Below are 11,895 nucleotides of genomic sequence, written 5' to 3'. Positions count from 1 at the left end.
TCGTGCGTGTGTGCCGGGCTCAACGACCGGTCACCGACGCGTCAGTTGTGGCCGAAGCTGCGCTTTCGCTTGGTGGACGTCATCTCGCCGGGGGTCAACTCGACCTCGGGCTGGGGCTCCGTCTGCGAGGCGGGGCTGCGGTCCGCCCGCTGGCCACGCTCGGTCGGGCGCTGCTGCTTGCGGTCACGGTTCTTGTTCTTGGCCATGGTGATGCCTCCTGTGGGGGACTAGGGGCCAGGGCCGGGACCAGATTCACACAGCCCGACAACGATCGCATGTCGGACAATTACCGTGCGTGACAGGGGTGGTCGGAAGGACGGGCGCCGAAACGCCACGCCGAAGATCGAGTTCGGGCCGTTAACCTCCGCGCCGTCGGGCAGACTCGAAGCAAGCCCGAAGCAAACCTCCTGGGAAGAGGGTGAGTCGCGTGGACCGCTGCATCGTCCTGGTGGACGCTGGGTATCTGCTGGGAGCCGCGGCGAGTCTCCTCGCCGGGGAGCCCTCACGGTCCCGCATCACCGTCGACCACACCGCCCTCATCCAGGGGCTGCGTGAGCGTGCCGAATCCGATACACAGCAGCCGCTGCTGCGCATCTACTGGTTCGACGGCGCCCCCGACCGCGTCCCGCAACCCGAGCACCGCCGGCTGCGCGTGATGCCCCGGGTCACCGTCCGGCTCGGCGCGCTGACCCGCAGCGACGGCCGCTGGGCGCAGAAGGGCGTGGACGCCGCCATGCACGCCGAGCTCACCGAGCTGGCCCGCAACCGCGCCTGCTCCGACGTCGTCCTCGTCACCGGCGACGGCGATCTGCTGCCCGGCATGATGGCCGCCAAGGAGCACGGCGTCGCCGTCCACCTGTGGGCCGTCCAAGCCGCCGACGGCGACTACAACCAGTCCGAGGACCTGGTCGCCGAGGCCGACGAGCGCCGCGTGCTGGACCGCACGTGGATCACCCGGGCCGTGCGCGCCAAGGACCACACCGGGGCGTGCGCGCCGCAGCCCGCGCCCCGGCCGGAGATCGCCGCCATCCTGTCCGCGCCGCTGCCCGAGTCCGCGCTCGGCACCGCGACCGAACGGCCCGCCCCGCAGCCCCGCCACCCGGCGGCCGCGGCCGGGGCCAACGGCACCGAGGAGCGGCTGCCCGCCGCCAAGGGCGTCCCCACGCCCAAAGACCTCGCCGCCCTGCGCGCCCCCGGCCCCCAGCCCCCCCAGCCCCCCGCCTCCGCCACCCTCCGGTGGTCCTCCGACAAGGGCTGGGTCGACCGGCCCGCGGCCGAGCCCCCCGAAGCCGCCTCGATGCCGACACTCGCCCAGCTGACCACGGCCGAGCAGCGCTGGGCCGACCGCGAGGAGGACATCACCACCGTCGGCGGCGACCCCTTCGAGGTGGGCCAGGTCTTCGCCCGGCGCTGGGTGGAGCGCCTCGGCGACCAGCACCACCTGCAGAAACTGTCCGGGATGTACCCGCGCGTCCCGCACCGCGTCGACGGGGAGCTGCTGCGCTACGCCGCCCGCTTCGGCCTGCTCGCCCACAAGGACGACCAGATCGACGAGCAGGACCGGTACGCCATCCGGGCCGGCTTCTGGCGGGAGATCAGCGTGCGCACGGGCGTGGAGCACCCGCCCGTCGAGGCCTGAGTTCTTTGCCGGCGGATTTCCCGTTATGGACCGACCCGAGAGCGGAGCGGGGTCGCCGACCCCGTAGTCTCGTCCCTTGTGAGTAAGCGCGCGGCACAGGCATTTCGGCACGATGGTGACGTCGTGTGCGCGGTGCGCGGGCTGACCAAGACCTATCCGGCGGTACGGGGCCGGCGCGGCGCCCCCGCCACCCCCGAGGTCCGGGCGACGGACGACGTGACGGTCGACATCCGCCGCGGTGAGATCTTCGGCCTGCTCGGTCCGAACGGCGCCGGCAAGTCCACGCTCGTCCGCCAGCTGACCGGGCTGATGCGGCCCGACCGCGGCGGCGTGCGGATCCTCGGGCACGACATCGTGCGCCACCCCGAACGGGCCTCGCGCCTGCTCGCCTACCTCGGGCAGGAGTCGACCGCCCTCGACGAGCTGACCGTCTCCCTCGCCGCCGAGACCACCGGGCGGCTGCGCGGGCTGGACGCCCGGCAGGCGCGGGCCGAGCGGGACGCCGTCCTGGACGAGCTGGGCCTCACCCCGCTCGCCGGACGGCCGCTGAAGAAGCTCTCCGGGGGCCAGCGGCGCCTGGCCTGCTTCGCCGCTGCCCTGGTGGGGGAGCGGCCGCTGCTCGTGCTGGACGAGCCGACCACCGGCATGGACCCGGTCGCGCGCCGGGCCGTGTGGTCCGCCGTCGACCGGCGGAGGGCCGAGCGCGGGACGACCGTGCTGCTGGTCACCCACAACGTCATCGAGGCCGAGACCGTGCTGGACCGGGTGGCGGTCCTGGACCGGGGGCGGGTGATCGCCTGCGACACCCCCGCCGGACTCAAGGAGCGGGTCGCCGGGGAGGTGCGCGTGGACCTGGTGTGGCGGGACGCTGCTCCGCTGCACGTGCCGGAGGTCGCCGCGCTGCGGGACCGTGCCGCGGAGTCGGGCCGCCGCTGGACGCTGCGGCTCGGGCCCGAGGAGGCCCGGGCGGTCGTGGCGACCGTCACCGGCGGGGCCGCCTTCGCCGCCCTGGACGACTTCACGCTGACCACGCCGAGCCTGGAGGACGTCTACCTGGCCCTCGGCGGTGCCGCGGAGCAGGGGCTGGTGAAGGTGTGAGCGAGGCGCAGGGCGCGCGGGCCGTGAGCACACCGGCCGCCGTATCCGTACCGAACAGGCGACTGCCGCAGTGGACCCGAGCGAAGGGGAGCAGCGCGACGTGAGTGTCGTACCCGCCGATGTCCTGCCGGGCAGTGCCCTGGCCGCGGAGGAGCCCGCCGCGTGCGCGGCCGAGCTCGGACCACGGGCGCGGCTGTGGCCCTCGCTGGCGGCCGTGTACCGGGCGCAGCTGTCCCGGGCGCGGGTGGCGCGGATCCCGCTGCTGTTCGTGGCGACCTTCCAGTCGGTCGGGATCATGATCCTGATGCGCGGGGTCGTGGACGACGGGGCGGAGGCGCAGGCCGTCGTCGCCGGATCCTCGGTCCTGGTGGTCGCCTTCGTCGCGCTGAACCTGCTCGCGCAGTACTTCGGGCAGCTGCGGGCCAGCGGCGGACTCGACCACTACGCGACGCTGCCCGTGCCGCCGGCGGCCGTGGTGCTGGGCGCGGCGGGCGCGTACGCCTCGTTCACGGTGCCCGGGACCGTCGTGACGGCGGTGTTCGGCTGTGTGCTGTTCGGGCTGCCGATGGCCCATCTGTGGATCCTCCTGGCCGTGATCCCGCTCGCCGGTGCCGCGCTCGCCGGGCTCGGCGCGGCGCTGGGGCTGCTGGCGCCCCGCCCGGAACTCGCCACGCTGCTCGGGCAGCTGGGCATGTCGGCGGCGCTGCTGCTGGGCGTGCTGCCGGCGGACCGGATGCCGGGCATCGTGCGCTTCGCGCGGGACCTGCTGCCGTCGACGTACGGCGTGGAGGCCTTCGCGCGGACGTTCGGGCCGCACCCGGACTGGGCCTTCGTCCTCGGTGACCTCGCCGTGTGCGGGGCCGTCGGCGTCGTCTCGCTGGCCGTGGCGACCTGGGCGTACCGGCGGGCGGCCGTCCGTTGAGCGGGGAGCGGTCGTCCGGTGACGCGGCGCACAGGCGGGCCTGGCACGATGGCAGGGTGACCGCACCACTGACTCCGCCACCACCGCCGCACGAGCATTCCGCACAGGGGCCGTGGCAGCCGCCGGGCGCCGGGCCGCAGGCTCCCGGGGCCCAGCACGCCGAGTACGCCGGGCACGGCTGGTACGGGCAGGACGGCCCCGGGATGAAGACGGAACTGCGGGAGGCCGCCGTGATCGCGGTGGCCGTGGCGCTCGGCGGGGTGCTGCTCGGAGTGCTGTGGTGGTGGCTCGCGCCGCACGTGCCGCTGGTCGGTGACGTGGTGGAGAAGAGCTGGGTCGTCTACCTCAAGGACACCGAGGGCGAGCAGGCCATCGGGGTCGACGGCACGTTCACGCTGCTCGGACTGGCGTTCGGGGCCGTGAGCGCGCTGGTGGTCTTCCTGCTGCGGCGGCGCGGGGGTGTGCCTCTGGTGGTGGGGCTGGCCCTCGGCGGGCTGCTCGGCTCGCTGCTCGCCTGGCGGGTCGGGGTGTGGCTCGGCCCGGAGCAGGACGTGATCGCGCACGCCCGGGAGGTCGGCCGGGGGGTGACCTTCTCCGCGCCGCTGAAGCTGGGCGCGAAGGGGGCGCTGCTGGCCTGGCCGCTGGCCGCGCTGGTCCTGCACCTCGGTCTCATGGCGCTGTTCGGCCCCCGCGACCCGGAGCCGGATTTCGCCACGGACCCTTATGCGAAGTCGCCCTCGGCCGAAAGCCGGTAGGGCCGAGCAGACAGAGTCCGTTGTCCGCCGAGGGGCGAGGAGCTCCCCGGCGTCGTGCTCCGGGCGGTCCGCCCCGAACGGCCGGCCGGGGCGGGGCGGGGCCTTCCGGCGTCAGCGGCCGATCGGGGCCAGGATCGCCTGCGTCAGCTGTCGCAGGTCTTCCGGGGCGAGTTCCACCTCCAGGCCCCTCCGGCCCGCCGAGACGCAGATCGTCGGGTGGGCCGAAGCCGAGGCGTCGAGGACCGTCGGCAGTTTCCTGCGCTGGCCGAGGGGCGAGATGCCGCCGCGGACATAGCCCGTCGTGCGTTCCGCCAGGGTCGGGTCGGCCATCGTGGCGCGCTTGCCGCCGACCGCCGCCGCCAGGGCCTTCAGGTCCAGCTGGCCCGCAACCGGGACCACCGCGACCGTGAGGGCGCCGTCGACGTCCGCGACCAGGGTCTTGAAGACGCGGTCGGGGGAGACGCCCATCGCCTCGGCCGCCTCCTCGCCGTAGGAGGGGTGCGCGGGGTCGTGGTCGTAGGCGTGGACCGTGTACGCCGTGCCCGCCGCCGTGAGGGCGACCGTCGCGGGGGTGCCGCCCGTCTGCTGCTGCTTCTTCGACTTCTTCGCCATGCCGATCCGCTCAGTTGAGGCTCATCGGGCCGCGCGTCAGCTCCGACGCCGGCAACGACGGCAGATTACGGATGATCGCCGTCTCGGAGCGAAGGAGTTTCAGCTCGTCGCGCAGACGGGACGCGGTGTCGGGCGCCTGGAGCAGCCGCTGCTTGGTCGGGGTGTCCAGCATCATCGCCGCGGCCACGAGGTACGACACCACGCCGGGCTCGTCCGGCAGATCGGCCCCCGTCGCCAGGGACCGTTCCCGCGCCCCGGCCAGCCGCTTCTGGTACTGGCGGAAGGACCGCAGCACCCCCTCGGCCAGTGGCGCGGCCTCGTCGCCCGGTTCCTCCTCCAGGAGCTCGAGCTCGGCCGTCAGGAAGGGCCCGGACGCCTCGACCGACCGCAGCCGCACCCGGGTGGTGCCGGTCGCCAGCACCTCGAAGGAGCCGTCGGTGCGCTCCCGGATCGTCGCCGCGTCCGCGATGCAGCCCACCTTGTGGAAGGCCTTGACCGGGTCGGTGCCGAACCCGGCCGTCGGGCCCTGCTCGGGGACGGCCGTCGGGTCGGGCATGCCGGGCGCGCTCGGGGCCACCTCGTGGCCGTCGCGGATCGCCACGACGGCGAACCGGCGCGGTTCGTCCTCCGGTGTCTTCAGCAGCTCGCGCATCATGGCGCGATACCGCTCCTCGAAGACGCTGAGCGGGAGCACGAGCCCCGGGAACAACACCGAGTTCAGGGGGAAGAGGGGGAGCCGGACGGTGGTCACGACGCAAAAGCCTAATGGTCGCTGGGACGGACTCGTCCGCCCCGTTCACTCCGTGGATGCCAGGACGGCTCCGAGGCCTGCGCGGCCCGGACGTCGTCGCGTACCCGCAGGAAGTGCCCGAGCGGGTCGTCCGACACCTGGTCCCAGGGGAAGGAGGTGGCGTACGGGCCGTTCAGGCGCAGCTGTTCGCTCGCGTCCCGCCAGCGCTCCAGGCGCACCAGGACGAAGATCAGCAGGTTCCGCATCCGGGCCGGCCAGGGGTCGGACGCCGGCAGCCGCGGGGACAGCGCGATCGCCCGGTCGGCTGCCGCGTCCAGCCGCTCGCGCGGCACCTCGGGCCCGCAGCCGTCGACGAGGTAGCCGAACGCCGCCCGCAGCGGGAGGGCCTGGACGAGCGCGTCGGCGGGAGCGTCCTGCGCGGCCCGGTCGGCGAAGTCGAAGCACTCGTGGTGCGAGCCGTGCCAGTAGGTGGCCAGGTAGCGCAGGGCCGCCACATGACAGCCGTAGTGGTGCGGGGCACGGCGTACGGCGGCTTCCCACAGCTCCTCGAAGTAGGTGTGCCCGGCCTGGGCGCCCCGGGCGTGGTCGAGCGCGAGCCGCCACGGGACCGGGTCCCGCTGGTCGCCCCGGGCCGCGGCGGTGATCAACGGGCTGACCTCGCGCAGCAGCTCGGCCCGGGCCGGTGACCGCCAGGCGCGGTCCACCGCCAGCTGGGCCCCGACCAGCAGCGCGTCGGGGTCCTGCGGGGCGGTGGCGAGCCAGGCGTCCAGCCACTCGGGGCGTGAGCGCGCGAAGGCGGCCAGCCGGGTCACGTACCGGTCGCGCCGCTCCCACTCCGAGGCCACGCGGGTGGTCAGGAGCAGCGCGGCGGCCGGGCCGTGGTCGTCCCGGGCGGCGGCGACCAGCGCCGGGCTCAGCCGGGCGTCGGGCGCGTCGAGCAGCACCTCGTCGTCGGCGCACGGCTCGCCGGCGGGGTGGGGGGACGTCCTTGTCATCCGGCTCGGGCGGATGAAGGGGAGCTGCATTGCCATGGTGCCGTCCATTGAAAGTCGGCTGGTCATCGCGGCGCCAGACTGTTCATCGAACCTGCGGAAAGTTGTACGTCCGATGGTCAAGAGAGCGTAAAGCCGTGACAGTTCAACAACTTCGGTCACAGCAGCATCATCAGTTGCGCCGCAGCAGCCGTGTCGCCCCCGCCGCCACCGTCGTCGCCAGGACCCAGCCCAGCAGGATCAGCCCCGTCGCCAGCCACTGCCAGGCCCCCCGCAGCTGCCAGGACCCCACCTGGCCGAGGTCGATGACCGGCAGCAGCAGATCGAGGGTGAACAGCGCGGGGCTCCACTCCGGATGCTCGCCCCGCTTCATCGGCGGACTGCCGGCCTGTGCGAAGGCGAACGAACCCGCCGCCCACAGCGCCGCCATCCAGACCGCCGCCCGACCCGGCCGGTACCCGTAGGCCACCGTCCAGTCCTGCGCGTAGCCCCACAGCTTGGCCGCCATCGGCAGGCTCTCGCGATGCCGGCGCTGCTTGGCGAGCAGCACCTCCCGGGCGTCCTCGTCCTCCCCGCCGGCCCGCAGCACGGCCGCGAGCCGCTCGTACGGCTCCGGGTTGTACTCGGCGGTCGCCGCCGCCACCCAGTCCAGCCGCTCGGCCAGCGGGAACGGCCCGCGCGGCACGAGGAACTCGTAGGCGAAGCCGCCCATGTGCAGCCGCCCCGGGCCCGGCCAGGCGTCCGCCCGGTCCATCAGGTTGACGATCTTCGCCCCCGAGAGCACCACCCGCCCGCGCAGCGGCTGCTCACCGAGGAAGCGCAGCTCCGGTGTCTGCACCCGCCGCAGCGACAGCTCCTGGTCGTCGGTGAGGGTGAAGCGGGCCTGCTCGAAGTCGACGGCGTCGCCGAACCGGCCGTCGTCCAGCCGGATCCCGCCCTCGCACGCGAACCGCTGGATCAGTGTCCCCTCCGCCGGGGTCATCCCGCTCATGGCGTGGGCGCCGATCCCCGCCGGGGTGAGGTAGAGGCTGCGCTCCACGGTCAGCTGCGGGGCGTTCAGCGCGAGCCGCGCGTACGGGTTGGCCAGGCGGGCGCCGCGCAGGCTCAGGGAGACGCCGACGGTGGCCGCGCGCAGGCTCAGCTCGCCGTGCGACTCCAGCAGCTCGGCCTGTACGTCCTGGCCGACGGTGAGGCCGTCCGCGGCGATCGACCGGCCGCTGCGGTCGCGGTGCACGATCGCCTGGTTGAGCATCAGGTCCGTGCCGATCTGCGCGTCCGTGAGCCGGATGCCGTGGTGGAAGCGGCAGCGCGGCAGATGCAGATCGCCCTCGGTGTGCACCCGGGCCGCCTCCAGCCGGGGCACCGAGCAGTCCACCATCCGCAGGGTCGTGAAGCGGGCCTCCGGCAGCAGCACGTCCTGCTCGAACCGGCAGCGGCGCATCTCGACGTACGGCACCACTGTGCCGCCCGCGAGGTCCAGCGAGCCGCTGACCTGCACACCGACCAGCTTCAGCGCGGACACGCGGCCGGCCAGCGCGGGCGGGCCGTCCAGGAGCAGCCAGCACACGATCCGGGCGCGGACGGTCCGCTCCGCGCCCCAGGGCCCGCCGCCGTGCGGATCGTCCGCCACGGCGTCGCCGCAGCTCAGGTCGTACACGGTGCCATTGCGGAACGCCTGCCACATCCCGGCCTCGGCCGCGGTCAGGTCGTCGGGCAGCTCCCCGGCACGGACGCCGGCCCCCTCGGTCACAGTCGTTCCCTCCGCCCCGGGTACTCGCCGGTTGGTTCCTTCGTACAACCGTTCATGCCCGTTGTGTGACGCCCCGAAAGCAGCGGGTGAAGGGGATCCTCCGGGGCGCCGCGACACTCTGTATCAGCCATTGATACGCGCGGACGGCGCCTCACCCGGGTCTGAGAGAATTGAGCACGTGATCTCCCGAATCGATCTGCGCGGCGACGCCCTTCCCGAGGGCCCCGCCCTGCGTGACCTGCTGCCCCGAGCCGACTTCGACGTAGCGGCCGCCCTGGAGAAGGTGCGTCCGATCTGCGAGGACGTGCATCATCGGGGCGACGCGGCGCTGATCGACGCCGCCGAGCGGTTCGACGGGGTCAGGCTGGACCAGGTGCGCGTCCCGGCCGCCGCGCTGAAGCGCGCCCTGGAGGAGCTCGACCCGGCCGTGCGCGCGGCCCTGGAGGAGTCGATCCGCCGCGCCCGCGCCGTCCACCGCGAGCAGCGCCGCTCCCCGCACACCACGCAGGTCGTGCCCGGCGGCAGCGTGACCGAGAAGTGGGTTCCGGTCGACCGCGTCGGCCTCTACGCGCCCGGCGGCCGGTCGGTGTACCCGTCCTCCGTGATCATGAACGTGGTGCCCGCGCAGGAGGCCGGCGTCGAGTCGATCGCGCTCGCCTCGCCCGCCCAGGCCGACTTCGGCGGCCTGCCGCACCCGACCATCCTCGCCGCCTGCGCCCTGCTCGGCGTCGACGAGGTCTACGCGGCCGGCGGTGCCACCGCCGTCGCGATGTTCGCCCACGGCACCGAGTCCTGCCCGCCCGCGAACATGGTCACCGGCCCCGGCAACATCTGGGTCGCCGCCGCCAAGCGCTACTTCACCGGCAGGATCGGCATCGACGCCGAGGCCGGCCCGACCGAGATCGCGGTCCTCGCCGACGACACGGCCGACCCCGTGCACATCGCCTCCGACCTGATCAGCCAGGCCGAGCACGACCCGCTCGCCGCCGCCGTCCTGGTCACCGACTCCGTCGAGCTCGCCGACGCCGTCGAGAAGGAGCTGGAGCCGCAGGTCGCCGCCACCCGGCACGTCGAGGACCGGATCGTCCCGGCTCTGTCGGGCAGGCAGTCCGCGATCGTGCTGGTCGACGGCCTCGAGGAGGGCCTGAAGGTGGTCGACGCCTACGGCGCCGAGCACCTGGAGATCCAGACGGCCGACGCCGCCGCCGTGGCCGACCGCGTCAGGAACGCCGGCGCGATCTTCGTCGGCCCCTGGGCCCCGGTCTCCCTCGGCGACTACGCGGCCGGCTCCAACCACGTGCTGCCCACCGGCGGCTGCGCCTGCCACTCCTCCGGCCTGTCCGTGCAGTCCTTCCTGCGCGGCATCCACATCGTCGACTACACGAAGGACGCCTTGGCCGACGTCGCCCACCACGTGGTGACCCTGGCCGAGGCGGAGGATCTGCCGGCCCACGGCGCGGCGATCAAGGCGAGGTTCGACTGGAAGGTTCCCCAGGGCAAGTGAGCGACGTACGCATCGACGATCTCCCCGTACGGGACGAGCTGCGCGGCAAGTCCCCTTACGGCGCGCCCCAGCTGGACGTCCCCGTACGGCTCAACACCAACGAGAACCCCTACCCGCTGCCCGAGGAACTGGTCGAACGCATCGCCGAGCGGGTCCGCGAGGCGGCCAAGCACCTCAACCGCTACCCCGACCGGGACGCCGTCGAGCTGCGCACCCGGCTGGCCGAGTACCTGACCGACACCGGCGGGCTCGAGGTCGGCGTGGCCAACGTCTGGGCGGCCAACGGCTCCAACGAGGTCATCCAGCAGCTGCTCCAGACCTTCGGCGGGCCGGGCCGCACCGCGCTCGGCTTCGAGCCGTCCTACTCGATGCACGCGCTGATCGCGCGCGGCACGGGCACGGGCTGGATCTCCGGGCCGCGCGGCGAGGACTTCACGATCGACCTGCCCGCCGCCGAGAAGGCGATCGCCGAGCACCAGCCGGACGTCGTCTTCGTCACCACGCCCAACAACCCCACCGGCAACGCGGTCCCGCGCGAGACGGTCCTCGCGCTGTACGAGGCCGCGCAGGCGGCGAAGCCGTCGATGGTGATCGTGGACGAGGCGTACGTCGAGTTCAGCCACGGCGACTCGCTGCTGCCGCTGCTCGACGGCCGCCCGCACCTCGTCATCTCCCGCACCATGTCGAAGGCGTTCGGCGCGGCGGGCCTGCGCCTGGGCTACCTCGCCGCCCACCCGGCCGTCGTGGACGCCGTGCAGCTCGTGCGGCTGCCGTACCACCTGTCGGCCGTCACCCAGGCGACCGCCCTGGCCGCCCTGGAGCACACCGCCACGCTGCTCGGCTACGTCGAGCAGCTCAAGGCCGAGCGCGACCGCCTGGTCGCCGAGCTGCGCGCGACCGGCTACGAGGTCGTCGAGTCCGACGCCAACTTCGTGCAGTTCGGGCGATTCGACGGCGAGGGCGGCGCGCACGCGGCCTGGCGGAAGATCCTCGACCGGGGCGTCCTCGTCCGGGACAACGGCATCCCCGGATGGCTGCGGGTGTCCGCCGGAACCCCCGAAGAGAACGACGCGTTCCTCGACGCGGTCCGTGAACTGAAGAAGGAGCAGAGCACATGAGCCGCGTGGGACGCGTGGAGCGAGTCACCAAGGAGACCTCGGTGCTCGTCGAGATCGACCTCGACGGGTCCGGGAAGGTCGACGTGTCGACAGGCGTCGGCTTCTACGACCACATGCTCGACCAGCTCGGCCGGCACGGTCTGTTCGACCTGACCGTGAAGACCGAGGGCGATCTGCACATCGACTCGCACCACACCATCGAGGACACCGCCCTCGCCCTCGGCGCCGCCTTCAAGCAGGCCCTCGGCGACAAGGTCGGCATCTACCGCTTCGGCAACTGCACGGTCCCGCTGGACGAGTCCCTCGCCCAGGTCACCGTCGACCTGTCCGGCCGCCCCTACCTCGTGCACACCGAGCCCGAGAAGATGGCGCCGATGATCGGCGAGTACGACACCACCATGACCCGGCACATCCTGGAGTCCTTCGTGGCCCAGGCGCAGATCGCCCTGCACGTGCACGTGCCCTACGGGCGCAACGCGCACCACATCGTGGAGTGCCAGTTCAAGGCGCTCGCCCGGGCCCTGCGTTACGCCTCCGAGCGCGACCCGCGCGCGGCCGGCATCCTCCCCTCCACGAAGGGCGCCCTGTGAACGGCATCTCGACCCTGCTGATCGTCGTCGGCCTGTTCCTCGCCGGCGGCATCTACTCCTTCGTCAAGCAGAAGATGCCCAAGGGCCTGATCGTGCTGCTGTCCATCGGCGCCGCGATGTGCCTGGCGGCCGGTGTGGTGAGGCTGGAGGTGTGGAATTGAGCG

Annotated in this window: 13 protein-coding genes; 8 read left to right on the top strand and 5 right to left on the bottom strand. The window is 73.4% G+C overall.

The window, feature by feature from the left end:
- Positions 1–41: 41 nt before the first annotated feature.
- Positions 42–206, bottom strand: coding sequence for a hypothetical protein (locus tag AC0665_RS27075; RefSeq protein WP_363120094.1), 165 nt, complete (start codon positions 204–206; stop codon positions 42–44).
- 221 nt (positions 207–427) lie between these two features.
- On the opposite strand from AC0665_RS27075, the gene AC0665_RS27070 reads away from it, so the two are divergent.
- The 4 genes from AC0665_RS27070 to AC0665_RS27055 all read left to right on the top strand — a co-directional run bounded on the left by AC0665_RS27070 (position 428) and on the right by AC0665_RS27055 (position 4,414).
- The gene (locus AC0665_RS27070; protein ID WP_468411270.1) at positions 428–1,639 is read left to right on the top strand and encodes an NYN domain-containing protein; all 1,212 of its coding nucleotides are present in this window, start codon (positions 428–430) and stop codon (positions 1,637–1,639) included.
- 123 nt (positions 1,640–1,762) lie between these two features.
- Positions 1,763–2,737, top strand: a complete 975-nt coding sequence (locus AC0665_RS27065; protein WP_478705948.1) for an ABC transporter ATP-binding protein — start codon at positions 1,763–1,765, stop codon at positions 2,735–2,737.
- 100 nt (positions 2,738–2,837) lie between these two features.
- Positions 2,838–3,659, top strand: coding sequence for an ABC transporter permease (locus tag AC0665_RS27060; protein WP_478705947.1), 822 nt, complete (start codon positions 2,838–2,840; stop codon positions 3,657–3,659).
- Between the two features lie 56 nt (positions 3,660–3,715).
- On the top strand, positions 3,716–4,414 hold the full coding sequence (locus tag AC0665_RS27055; RefSeq protein WP_478705946.1) for an AAA family ATPase: 699 nt from the start codon (positions 3,716–3,718) through the stop codon (positions 4,412–4,414).
- A 111-nt stretch (positions 4,415–4,525) separates the two neighbouring features.
- On the opposite strand, the gene ybaK is transcribed toward AC0665_RS27055, so the two are convergent.
- The 4 genes from ybaK to AC0665_RS27035 all read right to left on the bottom strand — a co-directional run bounded on the left by ybaK (position 4,526) and on the right by AC0665_RS27035 (position 8,519).
- A complete protein-coding gene (gene ybaK, locus AC0665_RS27050) occupies positions 4,526–5,026 on the bottom strand; it encodes a Cys-tRNA(Pro) deacylase (RefSeq protein ID WP_363120098.1) in 501 nt (166 codons plus the stop codon).
- 10 nt (positions 5,027–5,036) lie between these two features.
- Positions 5,037–5,777: an LON peptidase substrate-binding domain-containing protein gene (locus tag AC0665_RS27045; protein WP_468411261.1), complete on the bottom strand. Its 741-nt coding sequence runs from the start codon at positions 5,775–5,777 to the stop codon at positions 5,037–5,039.
- Between the two features lie 11 nt (positions 5,778–5,788).
- On the bottom strand, positions 5,789–6,820 hold the full coding sequence (locus AC0665_RS27040) for a hypothetical protein (protein WP_478705945.1): 1,032 nt from the start codon (positions 6,818–6,820) through the stop codon (positions 5,789–5,791).
- A gap of 121 nt (positions 6,821–6,941) precedes the next feature.
- Positions 6,942–8,519: an oxidoreductase gene (locus tag AC0665_RS27035; RefSeq protein WP_478705944.1), complete on the bottom strand. Its 1,578-nt coding sequence runs from the start codon at positions 8,517–8,519 to the stop codon at positions 6,942–6,944.
- A gap of 178 nt (positions 8,520–8,697) precedes the next feature.
- Between AC0665_RS27035 and hisD the strand changes: the two genes are divergently transcribed.
- From hisD to AC0665_RS27015, 4 genes are read left to right on the top strand one after another with little or no spacing between them, the layout of a single operon-like run.
- The gene (gene hisD, locus AC0665_RS27030; protein WP_468411259.1) at positions 8,698–10,023 is read left to right on the top strand and encodes a histidinol dehydrogenase; all 1,326 of its coding nucleotides are present in this window, start codon (positions 8,698–8,700) and stop codon (positions 10,021–10,023) included.
- Positions 10,020–11,141 (top strand): histidinol-phosphate transaminase, encoded by a 1,122-nt coding sequence (locus tag AC0665_RS27025; protein ID WP_478607326.1) that lies wholly within the window; start codon positions 10,020–10,022, stop codon positions 11,139–11,141. The genes hisD and AC0665_RS27025 overlap by 4 nt, the downstream gene beginning before the upstream one ends.
- Positions 11,138–11,731 (top strand): imidazoleglycerol-phosphate dehydratase HisB, encoded by a 594-nt coding sequence (gene hisB / locus AC0665_RS27020; RefSeq protein WP_020137489.1) that lies wholly within the window; start codon positions 11,138–11,140, stop codon positions 11,729–11,731. Before AC0665_RS27025 ends, hisB begins: the two co-directional genes overlap by 4 nt.
- Positions 11,728–11,892, top strand: coding sequence for a hypothetical protein (locus tag AC0665_RS27015; protein ID WP_184982776.1), 165 nt, complete (start codon positions 11,728–11,730; stop codon positions 11,890–11,892). The genes hisB and AC0665_RS27015 overlap by 4 nt, the downstream gene beginning before the upstream one ends.
- Positions 11,893–11,895 lie beyond the last annotated feature (3 nt).

Source organism: Streptomyces sp. NPDC043685 (assembly GCF_056436585.1).
Note: the sequence above shows the minus strand (reverse complement) of the source record. Positions and strands in the feature narration are given on the sequence as shown.

Coding starts and splice junctions, on each gene's coding strand:
- AC0665_RS27075 (WP_363120094.1), bottom strand. CDS start 206: ATGGCCAAGAACAAGAACCGTGACCGCAAGCAGCAGCGCCCGACCGAG.
- hisB (WP_020137489.1), top strand. CDS start 11,138: ATGAGCCGCGTGGGACGCGTGGAGCGAGTCACCAAGGAGACCTCGGTG.
- ybaK (WP_363120098.1), bottom strand. CDS start 5,026: ATGGCGAAGAAGTCGAAGAAGCAGCAGCAGACGGGCGGCACCCCCGCG.
- AC0665_RS27040 (WP_478705945.1), bottom strand. CDS start 6,820: ATGGACGGCACCATGGCAATGCAGCTCCCCTTCATCCGCCCGAGCCGG.